Origin of the sequence: Actinokineospora fastidiosa, from assembly GCF_014648415.1 — a bacterium.
GTDB classification, from domain to species: domain Bacteria; phylum Actinomycetota; class Actinomycetes; order Mycobacteriales; family Pseudonocardiaceae; genus Actinokineospora; species Actinokineospora fastidiosa.
This window is the reverse complement of sequence record NZ_BMRB01000002.1, coordinates 853206-878715: the sequence shown is the minus strand read 5'-3', so window position 1 is coordinate 878715 and position 25510 is coordinate 853206. Positions and strand designations below refer to the sequence as shown.

At 72.6% G+C, this 25510-nt stretch carries 20 protein-coding genes; 10 read left to right on the top strand and 10 right to left on the bottom strand.

Translation table 11 applies throughout. The features are described from left to right. Positions 1 to 10 precede the first annotated feature (10 nt). Positions 11 to 1288 (bottom strand): purine-cytosine permease family protein, encoded by a 1278-nt coding sequence (locus IEY98_RS13905; protein WP_229787041.1) that lies wholly within the window; start codon positions 1286 to 1288, stop codon positions 11 to 13. An 80-nt stretch (positions 1289 to 1368) separates the two neighbouring features. Continuing rightward, complete coding sequence (locus IEY98_RS13900) at positions 1369 to 2055, bottom strand: tRNA-dependent cyclodipeptide synthase (protein WP_189210843.1); 687 nt, start codon at positions 2053 to 2055, stop codon at positions 1369 to 1371. Positions 2056 to 2258: 203 nt separating this feature from the next. On the opposite strand from IEY98_RS13900, the gene IEY98_RS13895 reads away from it, so the two are divergent. The 3 genes from IEY98_RS13895 to IEY98_RS13885 all read left to right on the top strand — a co-directional run bounded on the left by IEY98_RS13895 (position 2259) and on the right by IEY98_RS13885 (position 4177). Then, on the top strand, positions 2259 to 3221 hold the full coding sequence (locus tag IEY98_RS13895; protein ID WP_189210842.1) for a LysR family transcriptional regulator: 963 nt from the start codon (positions 2259 to 2261) through the stop codon (positions 3219 to 3221). Between the two features lie 111 nt (positions 3222 to 3332). After that, a complete protein-coding gene (locus tag IEY98_RS13890; RefSeq protein ID WP_189210841.1) occupies positions 3333 to 3683 on the top strand; it encodes a rhodanese-like domain-containing protein in 351 nt (116 codons plus the stop codon). A 56-nt stretch (positions 3684 to 3739) separates the two neighbouring features. Continuing rightward, positions 3740 to 4177, top strand: a complete 438-nt coding sequence (locus tag IEY98_RS13885; RefSeq protein ID WP_229786894.1) for a thioredoxin family protein — start codon at positions 3740 to 3742, stop codon at positions 4175 to 4177. A 28-nt stretch (positions 4178 to 4205) separates the two neighbouring features. Here IEY98_RS13885 and IEY98_RS13880 read toward each other — a convergent pair whose 3' ends face one another. Continuing rightward, a complete protein-coding gene (locus tag IEY98_RS13880; protein ID WP_229786893.1) occupies positions 4206 to 5378 on the bottom strand; it encodes an MFS transporter in 1173 nt (390 codons plus the stop codon). 172 nt (positions 5379 to 5550) lie between these two features. On the opposite strand from IEY98_RS13880, the gene IEY98_RS13875 reads away from it, so the two are divergent. Next, positions 5551 to 6987, top strand: coding sequence for a gluzincin family metallopeptidase (locus IEY98_RS13875; protein WP_189210838.1), 1437 nt, complete (start codon positions 5551 to 5553; stop codon positions 6985 to 6987). A 19-nt stretch (positions 6988 to 7006) separates the two neighbouring features. On the opposite strand, the gene IEY98_RS13870 is transcribed toward IEY98_RS13875, so the two are convergent. After that, positions 7007 to 8218, bottom strand: a complete 1212-nt coding sequence (locus tag IEY98_RS13870; protein ID WP_189210837.1) for an ROK family transcriptional regulator — start codon at positions 8216 to 8218, stop codon at positions 7007 to 7009. An 80-nt stretch (positions 8219 to 8298) separates the two neighbouring features. Here IEY98_RS13870 and xylA point away from each other — a divergent pair, with 80 nt between their 5' ends. Then, on the top strand, positions 8299 to 9468 hold the full coding sequence (gene xylA / locus IEY98_RS13865; protein WP_189210836.1) for a xylose isomerase: 1170 nt from the start codon (positions 8299 to 8301) through the stop codon (positions 9466 to 9468). Further along, a complete protein-coding gene (gene xylB / locus IEY98_RS13860; RefSeq protein WP_189210835.1) occupies positions 9468 to 10844 on the top strand; it encodes a xylulokinase in 1377 nt (458 codons plus the stop codon). Before xylA ends, xylB begins: the two co-directional genes overlap by 1 nt. Here the strand turns inward: xylB and IEY98_RS13855 are convergent. Beyond that, on the bottom strand, positions 10835 to 11911 hold the full coding sequence (locus IEY98_RS13855) for a glycoside hydrolase family 19 protein (protein ID WP_189210834.1): 1077 nt from the start codon (positions 11909 to 11911) through the stop codon (positions 10835 to 10837). The genes xylB and IEY98_RS13855 overlap by 10 nt on opposite strands. A 139-nt stretch (positions 11912 to 12050) precedes the next feature. On the opposite strand from IEY98_RS13855, the gene IEY98_RS13850 reads away from it, so the two are divergent. After that, on the top strand, positions 12051 to 12332 hold the full coding sequence (locus IEY98_RS13850) for a metal-sensitive transcriptional regulator (protein ID WP_189210833.1): 282 nt from the start codon (positions 12051 to 12053) through the stop codon (positions 12330 to 12332). Positions 12333 to 12457: 125 nt separating this feature from the next. Here the strand turns inward: IEY98_RS13850 and pulA are convergent, their stop codons facing one another. Continuing rightward, a complete protein-coding gene (gene pulA, locus IEY98_RS13845; protein WP_189210832.1) occupies positions 12458 to 18121 on the bottom strand; it encodes a pullulanase-type alpha-1,6-glucosidase in 5664 nt (1887 codons plus the stop codon). A 235-nt stretch (positions 18122 to 18356) separates the two neighbouring features. Between pulA and IEY98_RS13840 the strand changes: the two genes are divergently transcribed. Together IEY98_RS13840 and IEY98_RS13835 are read left to right on the top strand one after the other, a co-directional pair. Then, positions 18357 to 18926, top strand: a complete 570-nt coding sequence (locus IEY98_RS13840; RefSeq protein ID WP_189210831.1) for a maltokinase N-terminal cap-like domain-containing protein — start codon at positions 18357 to 18359, stop codon at positions 18924 to 18926. A 97-nt stretch (positions 18927 to 19023) separates the two neighbouring features. Further along, the gene (locus tag IEY98_RS13835; protein ID WP_189210830.1) at positions 19024 to 20220 is read left to right on the top strand and encodes a phosphotransferase family protein; all 1197 of its coding nucleotides are present in this window, start codon (positions 19024 to 19026) and stop codon (positions 20218 to 20220) included. Between the two features lie 624 nt (positions 20221 to 20844). Here IEY98_RS13835 and IEY98_RS13830 read toward each other — a convergent pair. Then, positions 20845 to 21750, bottom strand: a complete 906-nt coding sequence (locus IEY98_RS13830; RefSeq protein ID WP_189210829.1) for a choice-of-anchor P family protein — start codon at positions 21748 to 21750, stop codon at positions 20845 to 20847. 477 nt (positions 21751 to 22227) lie between these two features. Between IEY98_RS13830 and IEY98_RS13825 the strand changes: the two genes are divergently transcribed. After that, complete coding sequence (locus tag IEY98_RS13825; RefSeq protein WP_189210828.1) at positions 22228 to 23055, top strand: winged helix-turn-helix transcriptional regulator; 828 nt, start codon at positions 22228 to 22230, stop codon at positions 23053 to 23055. Positions 23056 to 23255: 200 nt separating this feature from the next. Here the strand turns inward: IEY98_RS13825 and IEY98_RS13820 are convergent, their stop codons facing one another. The 3 genes from IEY98_RS13820 to IEY98_RS13810 all read right to left on the bottom strand — a co-directional run bounded on the left by IEY98_RS13820 (position 23256) and on the right by IEY98_RS13810 (position 25313). Continuing rightward, positions 23256 to 24026 carry an AraC family transcriptional regulator gene (locus tag IEY98_RS13820; protein WP_189210827.1) on the bottom strand — a complete coding sequence of 257 codons (771 nt, stop codon included), beginning with the start codon at positions 24024 to 24026 and terminating at the stop codon, positions 23256 to 23258. A gap of 199 nt (positions 24027 to 24225) precedes the next feature. Further along, the gene (locus IEY98_RS13815; RefSeq protein WP_189210826.1) at positions 24226 to 24810 is read right to left on the bottom strand and encodes a thiamine pyrophosphate-dependent enzyme; all 585 of its coding nucleotides are present in this window, start codon (positions 24808 to 24810) and stop codon (positions 24226 to 24228) included. Then, complete coding sequence (locus IEY98_RS13810; protein ID WP_189210825.1) at positions 24807 to 25313, bottom strand: hypothetical protein; 507 nt, start codon at positions 25311 to 25313, stop codon at positions 24807 to 24809. Before IEY98_RS13810 ends, IEY98_RS13815 begins: the two co-directional genes overlap by 4 nt. Positions 25314 to 25510 lie beyond the last annotated feature (197 nt).

The following is a 25510-nucleotide window of genomic DNA, read 5'->3' as shown; positions in this document are numbered from 1 at the left end:
ATGGTGCACGTCAAGCTGCATGGTGTCCCCGCACCGGCACGCGGTCGGCCGTGCCCCGGCGCCTGCCCAGGAGCACGTACAGCGCGAACGCCGCGACCACCGAGTTGATGGTGGCGATCCCGAACGGGAGCCACGCGCCGACCGCGGCCCCGCCCGCCCAGCAGAGCAGCGCGGCGGGCACCCACTCCGGGCAGCGCTTGGGCAGCTCCCCGCTGTCGCGGGTGGCGTCGAGGTCGGCGCGCCAGCGGCGGACCACGAAGTACTCGGCGATCACCACGCCCGCCACGGGCGGGGTGATCACCCCGACCCAGGTCAGGAACGTGGTGAAGTGGTCGAGGATGCCGATCGCGGACAGCACGGAGCCCAGGCCGCCCAACAGCAGCGTCGCCCGCATCCGGTCCACCCGCTTGCCGAACAGCACTTCGACGGTGTTCACCAGCCCGAGAGAGGACGAGTAGAGGTTCCAGTCGTTGATCTTCAGGATCGCCGCGACCAGGATCAGCGTGCCCAGCACCCCGGACGACGAGGTGATCATACCGACCACGTCCGCGCTGCGCGCCGCGTGCGCGAGCAGCACCCCGACCAGGCCGATCAGGTACTGGCCGAGGGTGACGCTGATCAGCGTCTGCTTCACCACGTCGCCCGCCGTGCGGTTGAACCGGGTCATGTCGGGCGTCATCACCGCGCCCATGATGAACGCCCCGGCCACCAGCGTCGTGCCCTGGGCGAGTGACATCGTTGGGCCGGGCGGGGGATCGTTGACCAGCGACGACAGCGAGTGGTCGCCCAGCGCGCCGATGATGGAGTACCCGGCGAGGCAGAGGAACGCGGGCACCGTGAGGTAGGCGGTCCACGCCATCGCGTGGAAGCCGAACACCACGATGGCGGTCACCAGCGCGCCGCCGCCGAGCGCCCACACCCAGACCGGCGGACCGCCCATCAGCGCGTGCAGGCCCTGGGCGAAGACGTCGTTCTGCACCCCGAACCAGCCCGCCAGGCTGAGCGTCATCAGCAGGCCCACGAGCGCCGAGCCGCGGCGGCCGAAGCCGGTCCAGCGGGTCAGCAGCGACGTGGACAGGCCCTCCTTGGTGCCTGCGATGCCCATGAGGATGGTGATGATCTCGAGCATCACCGAGCCGATGGTGATGGCCAGCACCGCGTCCCAGAACGTCATCCCGAAGCCCAGCACGGCGCCGAGCAGGAACTGGTGGAACGAGGACACCTGGCCGAAGCGCTGCACGGCCACGGTCACCCAGGAGTACCGGCGCTCGCGCGGCACGCGGCGCAGCGAGTAGTCGTCGTGGGAGGTGTCGGGGGCGACGGCGCCGGATGTGTTGTCGCCGCTGTGGGCGGTCTCGGTCGACACGGTCACTCCGCGGGCTCGGGCACGGCCTGCTCGACCAGGACGAACCCCTGGCCGGGCAAGGGCTTCCAGGACAGCTCGCCCCGGTACATCCGCTCCAGGAAGTCCACCCGCTGGTGGTAGGCGAAGACCGAGCTGCCCGCGCCGACGACCTCCGTGGTGCCGACGAACATCGGCAGTTCGGCGAGGAAGTAGCGGACCGCGTGGCGCAGCTGCTCGCGGGTGGGCTGCTCGCCCTCCGGCAGCCGCCGTTCCATCACCCAGCCGGAGGCGGTGAGGCAGTTCTCGGCGAACTCCGGGTCGCTCGTGAACCGCCGGTGCGCCTCGGCGAGCAGGCCCTGGTACGCCTTGTTCTCGTTCAGCGCTGCCGAATCCAGGACCAGTTCGCGCTGATCAGGCACGTGCAGCTGCTCCATCGCCCGGCTGATTTTGTTGCGCGTGTAATTACCTTGCCGCTGCGCCTTTCTGGCCGCCCGGCGCGGGTCGTATCCGAGGGCCTCCAGCGTGTAGGCCGACGGGGCGTCGGGGACGAAGAAGTGGAACGACCGGAACCGCGCCATGGCCCACCGGGCGAGGTCGGCGATGCGCTCGGGGGTGAAATAACTGTTGAACGGGCTGATTCCGATGCACACGTGCTCGGCGGCGGCCAGCGGGTCCGCGCAATGCGCGGTGAGTGGTGTGGGACGTAGCACCGTGTCTCCAAGGGATTCGCGAACGCCAGCCGGGCAGGGTTGGCTGACGGTGACTCGACTATGTCCAGCAGGTGACGTTCGTCGGTACTGTCGCCGTGGGGTGCCATCGGCTTATGCCTGGTGGCGGACGGTGGCAATGAATGTGAAGAGGACACTGGTCCCGAAAGGTTCTCGTTGCCCGCTGACCCGCGTTATCTTTGGCCATGGAGCTACAGGTCCGGCACCTGCGGGTGATCTGTGCGATCGCCTCCGCCGGGAGCCTCAACCGTGCCGCCACCCAGCTCGGGCTCGGACAGCCCGCCCTCAGCCACCAGTTGCGCAGAATCGAGAAGCTGGTGGGCGGCGCGCTGTTCCGCCGGGGGCAGAACGGCGTCGAGTGCACCGCGCTCGGCGTGCTCGTGCTGCGGCGGGCGCGGGCCATCGTGGCCGCGTTCGACGAGCTGGAGCGCGACTTCCACCGCCAGGAGCCGCGCGCGGGGGAGTCCGTCCGGGTGGGCTGGAACAACAGCGCCCTCACCGCGCCGCTGCTCGGCAGCCTGCGCGAGATCATGCCCGGCAAGCAGATCCACACCCGATCGGACGTCTCCCGCAGCAGGCTGCTCGCCCAGGTGGCGAACCGCGGCGTCGACCTGGCCCTGGTCATGATCTGCGGGCAGCGCGAGCTGTCCGCCCCCGCGAAGGTGCGCGCGCTGACCGTGGTGCGCGAGCCGTCGTTCGTCGCGCTGCCCGCCGACCACGCGCTCGCCCACCGCGAGGAGATCTCCCTCGGCGAGCTCGCTGGCGAGAACTGGATCGTCTCCGGCTGCGGCGACGGCTGCCGCGTGGTGTTCCGCGAACTCTGCATGGCCCACGGCTTCGACCCGGTGATCAGCCACGACGTCGACATCGACGCCACCCGCGAGGACCTGGTGAGCGCGGGCTGCGGCGTCGCGCTCGTCCAGCCGACCCGCCCGCAGCGGCCGGGGCTGGTGATCCGCCCGCTGGCCGGGACGCCGCTGTACGTGCGCCACGTCCTGGCCTGGCGCGAGGACGCCGCGCCCGCGTTCCGCGCCCGCGAGCTCGGCACCCGGTTGGCCGTCGACTACTGGCGGATGGCCGACCGGAATCCGCACTACCGGAACTGGTTGGACCACAACGACCTGGCGATGATTTCCGCGGCGGGCTGATAACGGCCCGACATGCCCAGGCGGCACTAGATCCACGGCGAGCCCGCGATTGACGATGGGGTCGCCCCGGCGAAATCTCCACTCGGGGTGTCAGTGCCCGAAGGGAACGCCATGCTGCCGTTGATAACCCGCGATGAACTGCGCGCCGCCATGGAGGCGGGCTCGGTCGTCGTCGTGGACACGATGCCGGTCGCCTACTACGAGAAGGAACACCTTCCGCGGGCCCGCAACATTCCCGGATTCCCCTACGAGCAGGCCGCGGAGTTCACCGACCGGCACGCGCCGTCGGTTTTGCCCGACAAGTCCGCATCGATCGTCGTGTACTGCGCGAACACCCCCTGCCGCAACAGCGACTTCGTCGGCAGGCGCCTGCTGGAACTCGGTTACACCGACGTGCGCAAGTACCGCGAGGGGATCGAGGACTGGGTGGCGGGCGGCCTGCCCACCGAATCCTCGTCCTGATGAGACGTTCCGGTCGCCGACCGGAATTGCAATACCCTGCATATAAGGAGAGTTCTGTGTCCCCAATCAAACGGTTGTTCATCGCGCTCGCGGGAGCGCTGATGGTGCTGACGGGCCTGGGCGCGACCGCGTCGGCGAGCACCTCGGACATCACCGGGAACCTGGTGACCGTGACCTCGGCCAACCACGCCGAGGTCATCGCCGAGTCCCACGAGCGGCTGGTCATCCTCGACTTCGGCGCCACCTGGTGCCCGCCGTGCCAGCGGATGAAGCCGGTGCTGGAGCGCCTGGCCGTGGAGTACAACGGCCGGATCCTGGTCGGCATGGTCGACGTCGACCGCAGCCGCGACCTGTCGACCAAGTACAACATCCGCTACCTGCCGACGCTGGTCCCGATCCGCAACGGCGCCGAGTACCCCTCCTCCCGGCTGATCGGCTACCCGGGTGAGGCCCAGCTGCGCGCCTGGATCGACCGCCAGCTCGCCAAGGGCTGATCCGCAGGCGAACCCGGGGTGGGCGTGCTCACCCCGGGTTCCGCGCGTCGGCGGGCGCGGCGACCGGCGTCATCCGGACGAGCACCAGCAGCGGCAGGGCGACCAGCGACGCCGCGGTCCACGGGAGGGTGAGGGCGCCGATGTGCAGCAGCAGACCGCCGAGCGCGGCCCCCGCGGCCACCGCCCCGTTCCACGCGGCGATGGTGAGCGACTGCGCCGCGTCGGCCGTGGGACCGGCGATCAGCGCGGTCACCCCCTGGAACGCGGTGGGCGCGCCGCCGAAGGCCAGTCCCCACATGGCGACCGCGATCAGAGCGGCGAAGGCGGCGCCCCCGCTGACGGCGAAGACGACGATCCCCGCCGCCGTCATGCCGCAGCAGACGACGAGCACGGTGTGCGGGCGGCGGTCCAGCGCCGCGCCGACCATCAGCAGGCCCACGACCGCCGCGCCGCCGAACACCAGCAGCACGGTGCTGAGCAGCCCCGCCTGCGCGAAGTGGTCGAGGATCGGGCCGATGTAGGTGTAGGCGACGTTGTGCCCCAACGAGAACGCCAGCACGACCACCAGCAGCGCCCGCATGCCCGGCAGGCCGAGCGCGCGCCCCGGCCGGGTCGGCGCGGCGGCATCGCCCGGCACGGACGGCACCGCGACGACGACCCAGACCAGCAGCGGGACCGAGGTGAGCGCCATCGCGGCGAACGCCCACCGCCAGTCGGCGAACTGGCCGAGCGCGGTGCCCGCGGGGACGCCGAGCGCGAAGCCGACCGGCGTGCCGGACATCGCCAGCGCGAGCCCTCTGCCGGTCTGCCCCGGCGGGGAGATGCGCATGGCGTACCCGGCGACCAGGGACCACATGACGCCGGTGATCGCGCCGGAGACGACCCGCGTGACCAGGATCAGCGGGTACCACGGCGACACGGCGACGAGGGCGTTGGTGAGCAGGAACCCGATAACCAGCGCGATGAGCAGCGCTTTGCGCGGCACGCGCAGGGTCGCGGTGGTCAGCGGGATCGCGGTGAGCGCGGTGGTGATCGCGTAGACGGTCACCAGCTGGCCCGCGGTGGACGGGGAGACGCCGAGGTCGGCGGACATGCCCAGCAGCAGGCCCGCGGGCAGCACCTCGGTCAGGCAGCCCAGGAACACCGTCGTGGTGAGCGCGAGCAGCGCCGGGACGGGCAGTCGGGTTTCGGTGGAAGTCACGCCGTCGACCTTCGCCGCCGAACGGCCGCGCCTGCTAGTTCCGATCGCCGATGCCACGGCGTTACCCCGCGCGCGATAACCCGGCGGCATGGCCAGGCGGCACTGCCCACGCGACTGGCCTGATCGGACGATGGCCGTGTCCCGAAACCCTGCTCGGAAAGAGGTTCCACCCATGGCTCTGCGGAGCACACCGCGCGCGGTCGCGCTGCTGGCCGCCCCGGTGCTGGCCGCCACGCTGCTCGGCGCCGGTCACGCGGCGGCGGACGCGTCCACCATCGGCAGCGACGGCTACGTGCACGTCGCCCCGAACGGGGTGGTGCTGGGCGTCGATCCCTACTACCCCAAGGACGGCAACGGCGGGTACGACGTCAGCGACTACACCCTCGCGCTGGACTACTCGCCCTACTGGGGAACCCTGCGCGGGAAGGCCACGATCAAGGCGGTCACCACGCAGGACCTGAGCCGCTTCAACCTCGACCTGCGCGGGATGACCGTGCGGTCGGTCAGGGTGAACGGCGCGCCCGCGGCGTTCACCCGCGTCGGCGAGCACGAACTCGTCATCACCCCGTCCGCGCTCCTGCCCTCGGGCGCGGACTTCACCGTCGAGGTCGGCTACGACGGCGTGCCCCGGCCGCTCTACACCTCGCGCGGCTGGACCGGCTGGGTGGACACCGGCGACAGCGCGGTCGCCATGGGCGCGCCGCGCGCGGCGATGACCTGGTTCCCCGTCAACGGGACGGAGGTCGACAAGGCGACCATGCACGTCGCCGTCACCGTGCCGACGGGCTGGTCCGTGGTCGGCAACGGCGTGCAGGCCTCCGACGTCCCGGGCAGCGGCCGCCACACGGTCACGTGGGCGGAGGAGACCCCGCTCGCCCCGCACGCGACGATGCTGGGCATCGGCCGCTGGCAGCTCGACACCATCACCCTGGCCGACGGCACCAAGGCGGTGAACGCCTACGGTCCCTGCGCCCTCGGCCTGCGCGCGGTCGGCAACCGGCTGCCGGAGGTCAGGGAGTTCCTCGATCCCCTGCTGTGGGGCTATCCGCAGTCGGCGTCGGGCACGCTGTTCCTCGACCGGAACACCGCCTACACCCACGGCGCCCAGGGCAGGCCGGTCCTCGGCGCCAACGCGACCGTGGAGGACCTGGTGTACGCCACGGCCTATCAGTGGTGGGGCGCGAGCCTGACCCACAAGATGTGGAAGGACGTGCTGCTGGTCGAGGGGTTCTCCCGGTACGCGGTGTGGCTGTGGGACGAGGCCAAGAACGGCGTCGACCTCGACGCCCGCTACCGCGGCCTGGTCGAGCGCGGCGACGCGGCCTTCTGGGCGCGCAGGCTGATCGACCCGGGCGCGGGCCGGGAGTTCGCGCCCACCACCAAGGCGGTGCTGATGGTGCACGCCCTGCGCAAGACGTTGGGAGACGACCTGTTCTTCCAGGTGATGGCGGGCTTCCCCATCATCAACCAGCAGGGCAACCAGAACTGGCACGACTGGGAGCTCTACGTCGACGCCGTGGCGCAGCGCGAGCTGACCGGGTTCTACCACGCCTGGTTGGAAGGCGCCGTGATCCCGCCTGCGGAGTTCCTGTACCCGACGGCGCCGTGACCGGCGGACGGGTGGCGGCTCAGCTCGCCGGGTCCGCCACCCGTCTGATGTAGGTGTCGGGATCGGCCAGGATCTCCCGCAGCGCCGCCTGTCCCGCGCCGTACACCGCGGCCTTCCCGCCCAGGGCGGAGACCAGGACCGCCGTCGGCGACCACTGCGCGGCGATGACCCTGCGGTCGAGTTCCTCGCCGAGCGGCCCGGCGAGCCAGTCGTGGAGCCGGGCGTAGCCGCCGCCGAGGACCACGGCGGGCACGTCCAGCAGGTTCACCACCCCGGCCAGCGCGATGCCCAGCCGCACGCCCGCGCGGCGCACCGCGGCCAGCGCCGCCGGGTCGGCCGCGGCGAGCCGCCCGGCCAGGTCGGCGAGCGGGCGGTCCAGCGGGGCCGATGCCGCCGTGACGCCCGCGTCGGCCAGGATCGCCGCCGGGCCCGCCATCCGCTCCAGGCAGCCCCGCGCGCCGCACGAGCACACCGGCCCGTCGGGATCGACGCACACGTGGCCGATCTCGCCGGTGAACCCGTGCGTGCCCCGCCGCACCGCGCCGTCGAGCACGACGCCCGCGCCGACGCCGATCTCCGCCGACACCAGCACGAAGTCCCGCGTCCCGGCCAGTTCCCCGGTCGCCAGCTCGCCGACCGCTGCCAGGTTCGCCTCGTTGTCCACCAGGACGGGCAGTTCGGCGCCGAGCGCGGCCGGGATGTCCACATCGGACCAGCCGAGGTTGGGCGCGGCGCGCACGACGCCGCTGACGCGGTCCACCAGTCCGGGCACGGCCACGCCCAGCCCGCCGACGGCCACCCCGCGTCGGCCAGCGTCGGCCTTGGCCGACCGCACCGCCCGGTTCACCGCCGCCAGCACCTCGGCGGGCGGGCGGCCCCGGTTGTCGCCGGGGCGCACCCGGTGGGCGTGCTCGCCGCCGGTCGGGTCGACCAGGCAGGTCGCCACGTAGTCCACCCCGATCTCCACGCCGAGCCCGTGCGGCCCGGTCGGCGAGGGCACCAGGCCGGTGCCCCTGCGGCCGCGGCCGGTCGCCGACTGCGGCCCGGACTCGTCCACCAGCCGGGCGGCCACCAGGCGGTCGACCAGGCTCGACACGGTCGCCTTGGCCAGGCCGGTCGCCGCGGCGACGCCCGCCCGGGACAGGCCGGGCCGCCGCAGGACCTCGGCCAGCACCATCGCCGTGTTGTGCCTGCGCACGTCGCTGTTGCCTGCGGGGGAGGTCGGTCGCACGCGCCGAACTCTAGTGCTTGACCCCGCCGCGCGGCAGGATTAAGTTCAGTGCCCGAACCAAAAGCTTCGAGGAGGTCGCCGTGGCACCCCAGCCCACCCCCGCCGACAAGTTCAGCTTCGGCCTGTGGACCGTCGGCTGGCGCGCCGCCGACCCGTTCGGCGACGCCACCCGGCCCGCGCTCGACCCGGTGGAGACCGTCGGGCGGCTGGCCGAGCTGGGCGCGTGGGGCGTGACCTTCCACGACGACGACCTCATCCCGTTCGGCTCCGACGACACCGTCCGCGCCGACACCGTCGCCCGCTTCCGCGCCGCCCTGGACGCCGCGGGCATGGTCGTGCCGATGGCGACGACCAACCTGTTCACCCACCCGGTGTTCAAGGACGGCGGCTTCACCAACAACGACCGCGCCATCCGCCGCTACGCGCTGCGCAAGGTGCTGCGCAACGTCGACCTGGCCGCCGAGCTGGGCGCGTCGACCTACGTGCTGTGGGGCGGGCGCGAGGGCAGCGAGTCCGACGCGGCCAAGGACGTCGCCGCCGCGCTCGACCGCTACCGCGAGGGCGTCGACACCGTCGCCGCCTACGTCAAGGAGCGCGGCTACGGCATGCGCCTGGCCCTGGAGCCCAAGCCCAACGAGCCGCGCGGCGACATCTTCCTGCCCACCATCGGCCACGCCATCGCGTTCATCGCCGAGCTGGAGCACGGCGACATCGTCGGCGTGAACCCCGAGGTCGGGCACGAGCAGATGGCCGGGCTGAACTTCGTGCACGGCGTGGCGCAGGCGCTGTGGGCGGGCAAGCTGTTCCACATCGACCTCAACGGCCAGAAGGGCCCGCGCTACGACCAGGACATGGTCTTCGGCCACGGCGACCTGCTGTCCGCCTTCTTCCTGGTCGACCTGCTCGAGCACGGCGGCTACACCGGCCCGCGCCACTTCGACTACAAGCCCGCCCGCACCGAGGACGCCGAGGGCGTCTGGGCCAGCGCCGCGGCGAACATGCGCACCTACCTGCTGCTGCGTGAGCGCGCCCAGGCCTTCCGCGCCGACCCGCGGGTCCAGGAGGCGCTGAAGGTGTCCGGGCTGGACGAGCTGCGCACGCCCACCCTGGGCGCGGGCGAGTCCGTGGCCGACCTGCTCGCCGACCGCGCCGCGTTCGAGGACTTCGACGCCGACAAGGCGGCGGCCCGCGGCTACGGCTTCGTGGCGCTGAACCAGCTGGCGGTCGAGCACCTGCTCGGGGTCGGCTGATGGCGCTCGTCGCCGGGGTGGACTCCTCCACCCAGTCGTGCAAGGTGGTCGTCCGCGACGCCGGGACCGGGGCGCTCGTGCGCTCCGGCTCGGCGCCGCACCCCGACGGCACCGAGGTCCACCCGGTCCACTGGATGACCGCGCTGACCGCCGCCCTGGACGCGGCGGGCGGCATCGACGATGTCGCCGCCCTGTCGATCGCGGGCCAGCAGCACGGCATGGTGTGCCTCGACGACGAGGGCGCGGTCGTGCGCAGGGCCCTGCTGTGGAACGACACCCGCTCGGCGGCCGCTGCCGAGGAGCTGGTCGCCGAACTCGGCGGGCCGCGGGCGTGGGCCGACGCGGTCGGCACGGTGCCGATGGCCTCGCTGACGGTGTCGAAGCTGCGCTGGCTGGCCCGGCACGAGCCGGAGAACGCCGCCCGCACCGCGGCCGTCGCGCTCCCGCACGACTGGCTGACCTGGCGGCTCGGCGGCGGCGAGCTGACCACTGACCGCAGCGACGCCAGCGGCACCGGCTACTGGTCCCCGGCGACGGGGGAGTACCGGATGGACATCCTGGAGGCCGCGCTCGGCCACCGCCCGTCGGTGCCGCGCGTCGCCGGTCCGGCCGAGGCCGTCGGCAGCGTCGGCGGCACGCTCCTGGCGCCCGGGGCGGGCGACAACGCCGCGGTCGCGCTCGGCGTGGGCGCGGCGCGGGGCGACGTGGTGGTGTCGATCGGGACCTCCGGCACCGCGTTCACCCCCAGCGCCGTGCCCGCCGCGGACGCCTCCGGCGTGGTCGCCGGGTTCGCCGACGCCGCGGGCGGGTTCCTCCCGCTGGTGTGCACGCTCAACGCGGCGCTGGTGCTGACGACCACCGCGCGCATGCTGGGCGTCGACCTCGACCGGCTCGGCGACCTCGCCCTGTCGGCCCCGCCGGGCGCCGAGGGCGTGGTCTTCGTCCCGTACCTGCAGGGGGAGCGGACCCCGAACCGCCCGGACGCCACCGGGACCCTGCACGGCCTCACCCTGACCAGCGCCACCCCGGCCAACATCGCCCGCGCCGCCGTCGAGGGCGTGCTGTGCGGGCTGGCCGACGGGGTCGACGCCCTCATCGCCAACGGCGCCCGCGCCGACCGGGTCGTCCTGGTCGGCGGGGGCGCGCGTTCCCGAGCTGTCCGCCAGATCGCGCCCGTCGTGTTCGGCCGCCCTGTCCTGGTCCCCGAACCCGGCGAGTACGCGGCGGACGGGGCCGCCCGCCAGGCCGCTTGGTGCCTGGCGGGCGGCGACACGCCCCCCGGGTGGGCGGCGGCGGGGACGGCGCGGTTCGACGCAGACGCCGTCCCGTCGGTGCGCGAGCGGTACGCCGAGGCGCGCGACCTCGGTCAGCAGTAGAGGTTGCCGCCCGGGCTCACCCCGAGGATCTGCGCGAACCGCTGGTAGGTGGTGACCCGGCTCTGCACCTGGGCCGGGTTGCCGCCGTTGCACTCCAGCGCGCCGTTGATGCTGCGGATCGTCTCGCCGAAGCCGCGGCTGTTGACCATCGCCGAGTGCGCGGTCATCGTGCCCGGGCCGTTCTGGGTGTTCCAGTACCAGAGCGCGGTCTTCCACGCGACGGACGCGTCCTGCTGCACCAGCCAGGGGTTGGTCAGCAGCGGGAGGCCGAGGGCGTCACCGGCGGCCTTGTAGTTGAAGTTCCAGCTCAGCTGGATGGGGCCGCGGCCGTAGTAGGCGGCCTGGCCTGCGGGGCAGCCGTAGGGCTGGGTGGAGTCGCAGTAGTGCGGGTAGTTGTTCTGGTTCTGCTCGACGATGTGCACCAGCCCGCCGGTCTCGTGGCTGGTGTTGGCCAGGAACGCGGCAGCCTCCTGCCTGCGGACGGTGTCCGAGCCGGTCTTGGCGAAGCCGGGGTAGGCGCTCATCGCGGCGGTGAGGCCGGAGTAGGTGTAGAAGGGGTTCCGGTTCGGGAACATCTGGTTGAACTGCGCCTCGCTGACGACGAAGCCGCCCGGGGCGGGCGGGGAGGTCGTGGTCGTCGTGGTCGTGCCGCCGTTGCAGGTGTGCGGGTTCCAGTACCAGGTGCTGATCGTCGGGTCGTAGCCCGGGTTGTCGTGCTCGGCGATGTAGTGCCGCCCGTCGGTGTACCGGACGACATCGCCCGCGCGGTAGTTGCGGCCCGCGACCCAGTCGGTGGCCGTGCAGGTGGCGGGCGGCGGGGTCGTTCCGCCCCCGCAGGCGCCCTGGTCGGCCCACACCGCGGCGGCGCCGGGCGTCTCGCCCTGGGTCCACCACTTGGCCGACCAGTTCCGGCCGTTGTGGGAGGCGGTCTGGCCGCCGGTGTAGACCTGGGACGACACCCACGCGGTCACGCAGTCCGCGGCCTGGGCGGTGGACGCAGACAAGGGGATGACGATCGCGACAGCGGTCGCCGCCGCGGCGCAGAACGCGGCGAGCTTTCGGGACATCGGTGACTCCTGTCGTGAGCAGGGAACAGCCACTGAACCAGCACTGGTCTAGACCCGTCAAGGTCTAGACCATTTGTGAGTTCTCGGCTCAGCGACGGCGGTCCCGTATCATTCACGGGATACCCCGAGGAGGACCGCAGTGGCCATCGACAGCGACAACAGGGACGCCTATCTCAAGCGGCTGCGCCGGATCGAGGGCCAGGTCCGCGGCCTCCAGCGGATGGTGCAGGAGGACAAGTACTGCATCGATATCCTGACCCAGGTCTCGGCGGCCACGAAGGCGCTGCAGTCGTTCTCCCTGGAACTGCTGGACGAGCACCTCGCGACCTGCGTCGTCCACGCCGCGGCGGTGGGCGGCGAGGAGGCCGAGGTCAAGGTCAAGGAGGCCTCCGCGGCCATCGCCAGACTGGTGCGCTCCTAGCCTGTTCGGGGTAGTCCGCCACTTCTCTTCGGGCGAATGCGGCCCTCGGCTTTCGCCGGGTGAATAGCGATCGGAATAGACGGGCCCCGATTCGGCGTGCGCCGAATCGGGGCCCGTTTCCCCGGTCAGCGGCTCAACACGACCACCGAGCGGGCCGGGACGGTGATCGCCGTGCCGTCGATCGCGGTAGCGGCGGCGTCGGCGGACAGCGGGTGCGCGGCCCAGCCCGCCGTCGGCGCGGTGATCTCCCGCGCGGTCGGGAACGGGTTGATCACCACGAGCAGGCCCGCGCGGTCCGGGTCGACGTCGGGGCCCGCGGTGTCGTCCAGGTGGGCGACCACCAGCCCGGCGTCGGCGGCCGGGAACGACAGCTTCGCCTGCACCAGGGCGGGGTCGGCCAGGGTGAACAGCGGGGACGACGCCCGCAGGCCGAGCAGTTCGAGGGTGTCGTCGACCGCGGCCCGCATGTGCTCGGGCCGGGGCCGCAGGGCGGGGTCGGCCAGCAGCGGCCCGTGGAAGGCCCACTTGTCGCGGTTGTCGGCAGCGGGCGGCAGGCCCCGGCCGAAGCCGTTGTCGGTCAGGGTCGGGTCGTAGACGTTGAACCAGTCGCCGGAGTCGTAGCTGTTGCGGTCGAGCGACTTGGAGCGCAGGAACTCGCTGCCCGCGTGCAGGAACGGCTGGCCCTGGCCCAGCAGGACGGGCGCGTGGGCGATCTTCTGCATCCGCACCCGGTCCGGCATCGGCGTGTCGACGGGCAGCTTCATCGTCAGCGCGTCGAAGAGGGTCTCGTTGTCGTGGGCGTCGGAGTAGTTGACGATGTCGCCGGGCGCGGCGGCGTAGCCCGCGGGCGCGCCGTTGTAGGCCACCTGGCGGCCGGTCGTCACGGTCCCGGACGTGCCGAGGAAGCGGTAGTCCGCCATGTTGCCCGCCATGCCCAGCTTGACCAGGTCGGTGTAGTTGACCAGCCGCGCGTCGGCGTCGCCGTTGACCGGGGCGCCGTTGAGGTCGCCCGCCAGGCCCGACGCCAGGCCCTGGACGCGCGGGTCGGCGTCGAAGGGCCCGCCGCCGCGGACGGCGTCGCGCTGGCGGTCGCTGAACGTCGCGATGCCGGTGCCCGCCATCGTGGCCTGGGTGGCCTGGACGAACCGGGCGCCGTCGGCGACCTCCCCGAAGTTCCAGCCCTCGCCGTAGACGCGGACGCTGCGGCCGTCGACGCCGTCGCGCTCCAGCGTCAGCGAGTCCAGCGCGGCGCGGACGGCCAGCATCGACGCCTTCGGGTGGTGGCCCATCAGGTCGAACCGGAAGCCGTCCACCTTGTACGTCCGCGCCCAGTGCACGACCGAGTCCACGACCATCTTGCCCATCATCGTGTTCTCCGGCGCGGTGTTCGCGCAGCACGTGGAGTCCGCCACCGCCCCGACCGCGTCCAGGCGCTGGTAGTACCCGGGCACGATCTTGTCCAGCACGGAGGACGGCGCGTCACCTGCGGCGTGGGTGTGGTTGTAGACGACGTCCACCACGACCTTGTTGCCGTTCGCGTGCAGCGCCTGCACCATCGACCGGTACTGGCTCACCCGCGCGGCGCCGGACTGGGCGTCGTCGGTGGCGTAGGAGCCCTCCGGCACGTCGAAGTGCAGCGGGTCGTAGCCCCAGTTAAAGCCGTCGCGGGCCGCCGCGGCCATCACGCACTCCTGCTGCGCGGCCGAGTCCGGGGGCAGGGCGGCCAGGTCGCACTGCGGCGACGCCTGGTCGGCGCGGCGCTCGGGGATGCTGGCGATGTCGAAGGTCGGCAGCAGGTGCACGGTGTCCAGCCCGGCCGCCGCGAGGTCGCGCAGGTGCGTCATCCCGGCGGAGTCCCGGTGCGTGAACGCCTTGTAGGTGCCGCGGTCCGGCTCGGGCACCGTCGGGTCGCTGATCGAGAAGTCCCGCACGTGCAGCTCGGTGATCCCGTGCTCGGTCGGGTCGCCGCCGAGGCCGCGCGCCACCTCCGCCGACCACCCGGGCGGCGCGGCCGCCGCCACGTCGATGAACTGCGAGTGCGTCGAGTCCACCGACAGCGCCACCGAGTACGGGTCGGTCACCACGACCGTCCGGACCTTCCGCTCCGTCGGCGACCAGCCGGTCACCTCGAACTGGTAGTACCGGTCCCGCCACGGCCCCGAGCCCGACCACGACCCGGTCGCCGCGTCCCGCGCCAGCGGGACCACCTCATCGGGAGTGTCGCCCGGCTCGGCGAACAGGCGCAGCCGCACCGAGGTCGCCGTGGGCGCCCACAGCCGCGCCGACGCCGTCGCCCCGGAGACCCGGGGCCGGTAGTCCAGCTCGGCCGCCGCCGCGTACCGGTCGTCGAGCGCGCCCGCGAGCTGCGTGCCGGTCGCGTGCCGCAGCGTCCCGCCGGAGTCGACGTGCACCGCGACCTGCTGCGCGCCTAACGCCTCGTCGATGCGGGCTGTGTCGCGCACGGAGAACACCGGCCTGCCCGCCAGGTGCGGGAACCGCGCCGCGAGGTCGCCGTCGAGCGTCCCGTCCGGCCTCAGCCGCAGGTGCTTCCCGCCGACGATCGCCCCGTCGGCGAGCCGGATGCCGCCCGCCGGGTCGTACCGCACGTGGTAGCCGTCGGACGCCGACACCGGCACGTCCCACACCAGCTTGTCGCGGCTGACCCACACCGCCTTGGACTGGCCCAGGTCCGCGTCCGCGGCGGGCGCGGTGGACGGCGGCAGCACCCACGACGCAGTCCCGTCCGCGCGCGCCGAGCCGGACACGAACCACACCTCGTGCCCCGTGCCGCCGACGTCGAGGAACTGGTCCGCGCCGGGGTCCTTGGTGTCGCCCTTGTGGATGATGTGGCTGAGCCCGGCCGCGCCCGGCGCCAGCTCCACCGACCAGCTGATCCCGAACCCGTCCTGGCCGTCCTTCGGCCGCGACTGCGTCCACCCAGGACTCGGGTTCAGCGACCCCGTCCAGTGGTAGAGCACCCAGTCGGTGTAGTCGCCGTCCGGGCGGTGGTAGTGGATGACCGCCCGGTTCTCCGCCGCCGCGCGGCTGGCGTGCACGCGGTCGCCGACCACCCACGCCGAACCGCCGGTCGCCCGGCCGGACGCCACCACCGCGCCGTCCTCGACCACGCTGAACTCCAGCGGGAGACCGGACGCGGGCACGGCGGCGTGCGCCCCGAAGTCGTCCCTGCCCGCCAGCGGGACGTCGTCCTGACCCGCCACGCGCACGACCGCGCCCGACGGATCGCCGTCCGGACTGCGGTAGTGCACGGCGACCCGGCCCGTCGCCGCCACCTCGGTCGGGTGCGCCGCCGGATCGCCCTGGTCCAGCCACACCTGCGGCGTGACGGGCGGGCTGATGACCCGGTCGCCGCCGTCCTTCTCGTCGCCCTTGTGCACGACGGTGCCCACCGACCGCGCGCCCGGCTTGAGCCTGACCCACGCGAACCGCCCGTACGGCGTCTCGCCCGCGAACGGCAGGCCCGCCGCCCAGTCGGTGGGCTGCTCGACATCGCCCCACACGTGCAGCGTCCAGCCGTCGTAGTCGCCCGCGGGTCGCCGGTAGTGCACGACCAGCCAGTCCGGGCTGCCCGTCGTCGGCCCGCCCGCCGGGGGAGCGGGCACCAGCGCGACCGCCGCGCCGTCCGCGCCCAGCGCGCCGTGCGCGTCCCGCACCACGACCCGGAACTCGACGCGCTTGCCCGCCTGCGCGCCCGGCAGCCCCGCCACGTCCGCGTACACCCGGTACGGCGCGGCGTCGTCGGTGCCCAGGACGGTCCACTCGGCAGCGCCCTCGACCCGGGCGGCGAACGTCGCCTGCGCGAACGCCGCCGTCACCCCGTCCGCGCGCACCTCGACCCGCTCGTCGAGCACGGTGCCCTCGGCCGGGGCCACCAGCGTCGGGCTCACCCCGCCGGACGGGACGCGGTGCACCGACTCCAGCACCAGCACCGACATCGGCGGCACGCTCACCCGCACCTTGCCGTCCGCAGCCACCGGCCCGTCGCCCGCCGACGGGTACACCGTCCGGTACCGCGCGGCGCCCACCGGCACGTCGACCTCGGCCGCGGCCGTGCCCGCGTTGGCCACCACGACGAACTCCTGGAGCCTGCGCTTGTCCGTCCGGCTGAACGCGATCACGTCGCCCGAGGCCAGCCGCAGCTCCTGGTTTCCCGTCCGCCACACGGTGTCCCGCTCGACGAAGTCGGCCAGCGCGCCGAGCTGGCGGTACAGCGGGTGCTGCTGCCGGAAGTTGTCCTGCGCGCCGGTCCGTCCACTCCCGACGAACGTCTCGGCCGCGTACTCCGGGGTCCTGCTGGCGAACATCGACTGCCGGGCGAGCTTGTCCCCGCCCGAGCCCGCCATGCCCTGCTCGTCGCCGTAGTACACGACCGGGTTGCCGCGCCAGAAGTACATGAGCGCGTTGCCCAGCTCCAGCCGCTCCAGCAGCTCGGCGTCGGTGATGCCCGGCCGCTCCTGCCGCAGCTGCCAGGCGATGCGGCCCATGTCGTGGTTGCCGAGGAACGTCGGCAGCGAGTTCGCGTTGGAGTCGGCGTCGGTGTAGCGGTCGTCCTCCAGCAGCACCTCGCCGAGCCTGCCCGCGCCCTTGCCTGCCAGGAACGTCAGCGCCCCGGACTGGAACGGGAAGTCCAAGGTGGACTGCATGCCGCCGGTCGTGGTGTAGCTGGACGTGAGCGCGGTGTCGGAGCTGAACACCTCGCCGAAGACGAAGAAGTCCCGCTTGCCCCTGCTCTCCGCGTACGCCTTCACGTGCGGCGCGAGCGCCTGCCAGAACTCCATGTTGACGTGCTTGACCGTGTCCACCCGGTACCCGTCGATGTCCAGGGTGTCGATCCACGAGGTGAAGATGTCCCGCATGCCGTCGACCACGCGCGGGTGCTCGGTCATCAGGTCGTCGAGGCCGACGAAGTCGCCGTACTCGGTGGACTCGCCGCTGAACGTGGAGTCGCCGCGGTTGTGGTAGAGCGACGGGTCGTTGAGCCAGGCGGGGACCTTGACCGTCTTGTCCGCCTCGGTGCGGAAGACGGGCGTGTAGGGGAAGGAGGACGCCGGGTCCAGCTCGGGGAAGTCCGGGCTGCCCGCGAGCGCCTTGATGTCGACCGGGTCGCCGTCGGCGTCGAGGTAGGGCTGCGCGCCGGTGCTGACGTACTCGTAGCGGCCCTCGGCGTAGTCGATCACGTCGGCGGTGTGGTTGGCGACGATGTCGAAGAACACCTTGATCCCGCGGCGGTGCGCGTCGGCGATCAGCGCGCGCATGTCCTGGGTGGTGCCGAAGTGCGGGTCGAACCGGGTGAAGTCGGTGGTCCAGTAGCCGTGGTAGGCGGCGGAGACGTCCTCGCCGCTGCCCTGCACCCAGCGGTTGGCGAACATCGGCGTCATCCAGATCGCGGTGACGCCCATGCCGTCGAGGTAGTCGAGCTTCTGGCGCAGCCCTTTGAGGTCGCCGCCGTGGTAGAAGCCCTTGTCCTCGGGGTCGAACCCGTGCACGAGCCGGTCGCGCGACGGCGAGCCGCCCCGGTCGTTGCGCCGGTCCCCGTTGGCGAAGCGGTCCGGCATGACGAAGTAGAACCGCTCGCCGCTGAGGTCCGACCGCAGCGCGTCCCGGGCGAGCCCGTCGTCCCCCGGCCTGGCGCCCGCCCCGATGTCGACGACCTCCCCGACCGCGAGCCGGTCGGACTCCTCGGCGACCGCCTGCCCGCCCGAGAGGGGCACGATCACCCCGACCCCGACCACCAGCGCCGCCACCGCGGACATCAGGCGTCGACCCATGCCGACCTCCTCGTCGTCGCAAGACCTTGCAGGCGGAATCCGCCAGGCTGGTGCACACAATCACGTCACGAGGCACCTGACAAGACCCGATCGTTGCAATGTCTTGCGACGGATTGCGAAACAGGCGGGTCGGTCGACGTCCGCGCGGTTGGTCGAGGTGTTCTCGCCTCATCCGACTGCGTTTCGTGCCGCCACCGGACAACTGGGGAACGCGCTGATCGGTAGGGTCCGGCGGGTGGCCGTTGGCGCGACGTTGACACCGCACTTCCGCGAGTTCCTGCCCCCGTGGCTGGCGCGGCAGCCCTGGTGCCGGGCCGGCCCGGATGCCGCGCTGCGGCCGGTCGGGTACTTCCGCTTCGAGGACCCGGCGGGGCGGGTCGGCATCGAGACGCACCTGCTGACCGACGGCTCGGAGGTCTACCACGTCCCGATGACGTTCCGTGGCGAACCCGGTCCGGGCATGCCCGCAGCCGCGCTGATCGCCACCGCCGACCACAGCGTGCTGGGCACGCGCTGGATCTACGACGGCGAGGCCGACCCGCTCTGGCGCGAGCGCCTGCTCGACCTGGTGTGGACCAACGGGGTGACCGATCCGGGCAGCGGCGCGCTCGCGGCGCGAGCACGCGGTGAGCTGCGTGTGCCGGGCTCGGCGAGGACCGCCGCCGTGCGGGTGCGGCTGGTGCGTGTGCCCGTCCCCGGGGCTCCCGCCCTCGGTCCCGACGCCATCGGGGTCGTCACGGGCACGTGGCAGGCGGGCGAACAGGCTTCGGTCAGCGGCTGCCTCGCCGTCATCACGGCCGACTAGGGACGGTGTCCGCATCGGGACCAGGTCGCGGGAGCGCGGGCTCGGCAGTGTGGTCATCCGCGAGGCCCAACCGGGTCGGACAGGTCATGCTTGTCCCGTGACCTCGGATCTCGCGCTGCTCACCGGGCCCGCGGCGGGCGATCTCATCGCCGCGGCGCTGCGGGGCTCCGGCGCGCAGCTGCTGGACTGGGCGGCGACCCAGGTCGACCACCAGCCCGGGCGCGGCACGACCGTCGGCTACTCGGCGCGGCTGCGGCTGGCCGACGGGTCGACCGCCGACGAGGTGCTGGGCGCGTCGTCGCGCGCGCTGCCCGTCCCGCTGCCCAGCGGGGTGGTGCGGATCGGCGAGGTCGGGCTCTGGCGGTTCCCGCACGACCCGGACCTGCCCGGCCTGGCCGTCGCCGCCGACCCGGACCGGATGCGGCGGGTGTGCGCGAGCGTGGGGTGGGCGGGCGGCGAGGTCACCGTCCGCGTGGTCGCTTACCGCCCCCGGCGGCGGGCGGTCGTGCGCGTCGAGACCGCGCGCGGCGAGCTGTACGTGAAGGCGGTGCGGCCGGACCGCGCTCGCGGCCTGCACCGCAGGCACCGGCTGGCGCTGGCCGCGGGCTGCCCCGTGCCGCCCGCGCTGGGCTGGTCGGAGGACGGGCTCGTGGTGCTGGCCGGACTCCCGGGGCGCACGCTGCGCAGGCACATCGTCCGGCCGGGCCCGGACGACCCGCTCGCCGACCCGGGCCCGCTCGTGTCGAGCATCGTGGCCACGCTGCACAGCCTGCCCGGGGAACTGGCGACCGGACCGCGCAGGCGGACGTGGGGCCAGAAGGCCCGCCACTACGCCGAGGTCATCGCCGCCGCCGACCCCGCCTTGGCCCCCCGTGCCCTCCGCGTCGCGGCGGCCGTCCACCACACCACCCCGCAGTCCCCCGACGCGGCGGTCCACGGCGACTTCTACGAGAGCCAACTGCTGGTCGCCGACGGCGTCGTCACCGGCCTGCTCGACATCGACACCGCGGGCCGAGGCGAACGCCTCGACGACGCCGCCTGCCTCCTGGCCCACCTGAGCGTCCTGGCCCAGATCCACCCCCACCGCGCCACCGCCCTCGACCGCCTGGGCATGGCCCTCCTCACCCGCTTCACCACGACAATGGACGGCCCGACCCTGGCGACCCGCACCGCGGCGGTCGTGCTGTCCCTGGCCACCGGCCCCCACCGGGTCCAGGAACCCCGCTGGCGGACAACCACCGCCACCCGCCTGACCCTCGCCGAACACTGGCTGGACCTCGCGTCATCGGGCTAGGACCGACTCTCGCCCACCGCTCAGCGTGCGAGGTGGTTGCGGCGCGAGTCGTCCAGGGGCTGGCCGGGCTCGCCCTTGTCGAGGTGGAGCGGGAAGTGCGCTGGGGCGCGGAGGCGAGCGACGTTCTCGCTCGATCGCTCGTTAGTCGGATTCGGCGGGGGCCGTCGCACTGAGGTGGGCTGGGAGTGGCCTTGTGGGTGGGGCGCGGAGACAAGCTGTGTTCTCGCTCGGCTCGCGAGCTGATTCCGATGCGCGGCCGCCGCAGCCGGTGCTGAGCCTGGCCTTTCCGGGGTAGGCGGTCGGGCGTGGAGGCGGGCTCGGTCTCGCGGGTTGGGCTTGGCTGTGGGCTGTCTCCGCCGGGTTGGCTGGGGCTGACCATTCCGAGCGCGGAGGCGAGCGGCGTTTCCCTCAATCCCGGGCTCGTGGCTGGTCCTGGCCTTCTAGGTGCGGAGGGGGATGGGGGCGGTCGGCGGGCCGGGTCCTTGCCCGTTCAACTCGCGCCTCCGCGTTTGGAGACAGGGGCGCGTGTCGGAGCGGGTGTGGCTTGTCCTGCGGGGCGGGCGGAACAGGCCGCCGATCGGGCAGGGGGCGATCGGCGGGGCCTGTTCTCGCTCGGTTCGGCCCTTACGCGCGGGCGCGCTTGCGGACCAGGTACAGGGCCGCGCCGCCGCCTGCGAGGAGCAGGAGGCCGCCGATCGACAGCGGGAGGATGGCGCTGACGCCGGTCTCGGCCAGGTCCTCCTGGTCCGCGACCGGGGTGATGCCGGGGGCCGCCGCCGGGGCCGTCGTCGTGGTCGGCTCGTCGACGCCGGGGGCCGTCGTCGTGGTCGGGGTGTCGGTGCCGGGGGCGGTGGTCGTGGTGGTGGGGGTGGAGCCGTCGCCACCATCACCGCCGTCGCCGCCGTCACCACCGTCGCCGTTGTCGGGGGCGGCCTTGCCGGAGCAGACGGCCTGGCTCAGGATGACGTCCGCGCTCGCGACACCGGCGATCTTGCCGCCGACGCTGACGCGCAGGGCGTTCACCGTCAGCTTGCCGTTCGCGTGGACCTGCTCGTTGACGTGCACCTGGACGAGGTCGCCGACCCGGATCGTGCCGGTCGCGCCCGCCTTGATCGTGGTGCCCGCGACGCGGACGTCGACCAGCGTGGACGAGCCCTTGGCGACGCCGTTGACGCTGGTGCACTCGGCGGCGATCAGCTTGGCCTGCACCAGGTCAAGCACGGCGACGTCGGCGATGCTCGCCTTGCTGGTGAGGGCGCCGTCCGCCACGGTCGAGGACGCGTTGAGCACGCGGGCCTTGGCCAGGTGGTGGCGCAGCACGTCGAGGGACACCACGGACTTCGTGGCGCCCTCGGGGTAGGCGGCCCGGGGGAGCGGGCCGACCTCGGCCTTGAGCGAGTCGAGCAGGGTGGCCTGCACCGAGATCGCGAACGCCGAGCCGGTCGGTCCGCTCGCCTGGGCGGGGACGCCCACCACCAGGGCCGCGGCCGTCAGGCCGCAGGCGGTGATGAACAGACGGGTAGAGCGCACGTGCGTCTCCATTCGGGGGGAAAGGGGCCTGCAGCGCGTCAGGTTTCCCTGTTCCCGCGCGTGCGTGCAAGAGACGTCCACGCGCGTCAATCGGGCGGATGTCGTAGTTCCGGCGCAACACGGCAAGATTTCGTGCCCGGGTACGAAAACGCCCGTCCTGGTTTGTGTGGAGCACGCGGGAAGTTGCCCCCGGCGGCGACCCCCTGTGGCCAACGGCACAATGTGTCCGATCCGTGACCTGTTCACCCCTCGGATAGGAAACCGTCATAAAACAGAGATGTGTATTTCCGGGTGGCCAAGATCAGCGGTCGCTCGTGTCCGGCCCGCGATTCTGCGATTGTGGACCCATACCCCGAATGAGCACGTCGTACGCAAGCACAGAGATGCCGTTCGCGCAGTGCGGGCAGCACCATGGCGGGAGCATGTCGAGGCAAGGGTTCGCATCGAAATGCGGGACGAGAGGATTGGACGCGGGCGATGACTGACAGCAAATGGAAGCTGGTCGTGAACCGAGAGGGCGTCACGATCACTGGGGACCGGTTCCAGCTCACCGCGGCCAACCAGCAGGCCGCGGACACCGATCTGCTCGACGCCGACGTCGACATGGCCGTGATGGACCCGGCGGCGATCGACGGGATCATCAACGAGTTGCAGTCCATCAACCGCCGCACCTACGGCCAGTTCTGCGGGCTCTCGCACGCCGCGGAGATGGTCGGCGAGCGGTGGGGCATGCTGATCATCCGCGACCTGCTCGTCGGGCCCAAGCGGTTCAGCGAGCTGAGCGAGGGGCTGCCGCTGCTGTCCCCGGACATCCTCAGCGCGCGGCTGAAGGAGATGGAGCACTTCGGCGTGCTGCGGGCCAAGGCGTCGTCGGTCGAGGAGGGCGTGGTCCGCTACGAGCTGACCGAGTACGGCCAGGAGCTCGACGACATCGTCCGCGCCTTCGGCCGCTGGGGCGCCCGCACGCTGGACGTCCCCCGCCCCGACGAGATCGTCACGATCAACGGCCTGATCATGGCGCTGCGCTCGTGCTTCCGCGGAGCCGCGGTCGCCGACATCGCGATGACCTTCGAGCTGACCGCAGGCCCGATGGTCGTCAACGGCACCATCGCCGACGGCGAGATCACCGTGGTCGAGGGCCCGAACCCGGACGCCGACCTGCGCATCGAGCCGGGCATGATGGCCAAGGACATCCTGACCGGCCAGGCCGACGGCGACGCCGTCCGCGCCTCCGACGAGGTGTCCTACAGCGGCGACGACAAGCTGGTGGACGACTTCGCCCGGGCGTTCTCGCTCAACCAGTAGTCGGCACGACGACAAAGCCCGGTGGCCCCTACGGCCACCGGGCTTTTCGCTGTCCAACAAGGAATCCCACCCAGAGTGGCGCGTCCCACCGCTTCGACATCGGTGCGCCGCGCGGTCCCGTTCCGCCGCAGGGGTCGCGCCCGCACGGCGAAAGGCGCGGCCTCCGTGACCGGAGGCCGCGCCTGTGTGGACCGCGGGGGTCAGACCGCTTCGGGCATCTGCGCGGTGCGCAGGCGGGCCAGGGCGGCGGAGCGGACGTCGAGCAGCGCGGTGAGCACCGGCGGGTCGAACGCGCGCATCGGGCGCAGCCGCAGGTCGGCCAGGCGGGCGGTGATGCCCGTGTGGATGGTGATCGGCCCGTGCGTGCCCAGGTAGGGCCGCGTGGACAGGGTCTCCTCGGTGCCCGGCGGCACGGAGTGGGCCAGCACGTGCCACGTGCCCGCGGGCACGTCGTGCAGGGTGTACGGACCAGGGCGGTCCAGCACGGTGCAGCGGACGGGGGAGCCCTGCAGCATCGCGCTGGGGAACAGGCCGATGAAGACCATCCCCGAGTTGCCGTCGTCCGGCCCGGTCACGTTGCCGCGGACCATCGGCCGGGGCGACGCGCCCGCCCGGCCGACCGCCGGGATCTCGGTGGTGGCGCCGCGGGTGTGCCGGTAGGTGATGGGGGAGACGCCGACGCTGCTGCGGAATCGCGAGCTGAACGTGCCGACGCTGTTGTACCCCACCTGGTGGCTGATATCGGCGACGGTGAGCCGTGTCGTCAGCAGTAACCGCTTCGCCTCTTCAAGCCGCATCGCGGAGAGGAAGCGCCCTGGGGACACCCCGGTGACCTTGCGGAACACCCGGGAGAAGTGGAACTTGCTGAACATCGCCGACCTGGCCAGGTCGTCGATGGTGACCTTGTCCGACAGGCTGTCGCGCATTGTCGTGATGGCCCGTTCGACCGCCCGCACGACCGTCTCGTCCATTGTCGGTTTCCTTTCGCCCGGTTTTGTCGTGGTCGCGCTCCACTGCGGGAACCGGTGAAGAGCGGACTCGTTCCACACTCCACACCACATTGTCTTGCGCGCAAGATCGGCATTCCAGTGTCGCCGTCATCGCGCTGGATGAAATCGTGTCGGGTTCGGGTATGAGGAATTCACGGGTCGCCGGTGTCGGCGACACGGGTCACGCGATCGCGCCCAGGTCGCCGATGGACTCGGTGAACCGGCGGGCGTGCGCGGGCAGGTCGCCGGTGCGCACGGCCGCCGCTGCGGCGGCCACCGGCTCGTCCGGGGCCGAGAGCAGGCACCGGATGAGCACCGGCCTGCTCGTGCGGCTGACGTGGTCGCGCACCAGGGTCATGAACCGGTCGGGCCGCGCGGTGCTCATCACCGAGTCGTATCCCGCCGCCCTGGCCAGCGCGCACACGTCCGCCCGCCCGGTCGGCGCGTCCGCGTCGCCCGCGCCGAAGAGGCCGTCGTCGAGCACGACGTGCACCAGGCTGAGCCGGGGCAGCGTGCCCGCGGTGATCAGCCCCATCGGGTTGCGGGCGAGGCTGGCGTAGGAGTCGACCACGATGGTGGGCCTGCGCACCTGCATGGCCACGCCGATGCCCAGCGAGGACGCCAGCTCCCCGCCCGCGGTCAGGTACAGGTGGTTGCGCCGGTCCGAGATCGACCGCGCGACCCGGCACGCGGCCTCGGTGGTGAACACGACGGGCTCGGCGCTGGTCGCGCTGATGATCGCCCGGATCGCCGTCGTCCGGTTCATGCCCGACGCCCCGGCGCGGCGGACGGGATGAGCAGGGCGGTGGGCACCCGCAGGTCCCGCACCGCGTCGCGGGCGCGGTTGACCTGCTCGACGACGGACCTTGCCGGGTCGAACTCGATGGTCTCCAGCCCGAGCCCGTCCAGCATCGGCCGGGTGATGCGGGAGAGCAGCCGCGCCTCCTCCGCGTCGGCGCCCACGCTGACGGCCAGCAGGATCGGCACGCGGTAGGGCACGATCAGCGACGCGATGGCGCCCAGCGACGGCCCCAGCCCGTGGTTGGGCATGAGCACCACCGGGCTGTGCCCGGTCAGCGCCGCGCCCGCGGCGATCCCGATGGCGTTGTCCTCCCTGGCGACCGTGAACACGCCCGGCCCCGCGCTCAGCGGGGCGTAGAGCGGCGACACGACCGCGCCCGGCGTGGCGTAGAACGGCCCGAATTCGGCCGACACCAGCGCCCTGGATAACTCGTCGACCAGATCGGCCTTTTGTGCTAAGGGTGTCATCTTCCGCTCCCCCGTCCGTTTGAAGTCCGGGCCCGGCGTCGGCTGGACACGGTTGCCCTCACTAACCCTGTCGGCGAATCGCATTCGGACCAGACCACCAGATTTCGATCCTGATTCGGCAGTTGCTAATCTCCGTAACGTGGCGCCATGTCTTGCCGATCACCGGCCCCGCCACCGACGGACGGCATCTCCCCAGG

Coding starts and splice junctions, on each gene's coding strand:
- xylB (WP_189210835.1), top strand. CDS start 9,468: ATGGCGCTCGTCGCCGGGGTGGACTCCTCCACCCAGTCGTGCAAGGTG.
- IEY98_RS13825 (WP_189210828.1), top strand. CDS start 22,228: ATGACTGACAGCAAATGGAAGCTGGTCGTGAACCGAGAGGGCGTCACG.
- IEY98_RS13810 (WP_189210825.1), bottom strand. CDS start 25,313: ATGACACCCTTAGCACAAAAGGCCGATCTGGTCGACGAGTTATCCAGG.
- IEY98_RS13875 (WP_189210838.1), top strand. CDS start 5,551: ATGGCTCTGCGGAGCACACCGCGCGCGGTCGCGCTGCTGGCCGCCCCG.
- IEY98_RS13815 (WP_189210826.1), bottom strand. CDS start 24,810: ATGAACCGGACGACGGCGATCCGGGCGATCATCAGCGCGACCAGCGCC.
- IEY98_RS13820 (WP_189210827.1), bottom strand. CDS start 24,026: ATGGACGAGACGGTCGTGCGGGCGGTCGAACGGGCCATCACGACAATG.
- IEY98_RS13895 (WP_189210842.1), top strand. CDS start 2,259: ATGGAGCTACAGGTCCGGCACCTGCGGGTGATCTGTGCGATCGCCTCC.
- IEY98_RS13855 (WP_189210834.1), bottom strand. CDS start 11,911: ATGTCCCGAAAGCTCGCCGCGTTCTGCGCCGCGGCGGCGACCGCTGTC.
- IEY98_RS13890 (WP_189210841.1), top strand. CDS start 3,333: ATGCTGCCGTTGATAACCCGCGATGAACTGCGCGCCGCCATGGAGGCG.
- pulA (WP_189210832.1), bottom strand. CDS start 18,121: ATGGGTCGACGCCTGATGTCCGCGGTGGCGGCGCTGGTGGTCGGGGTC.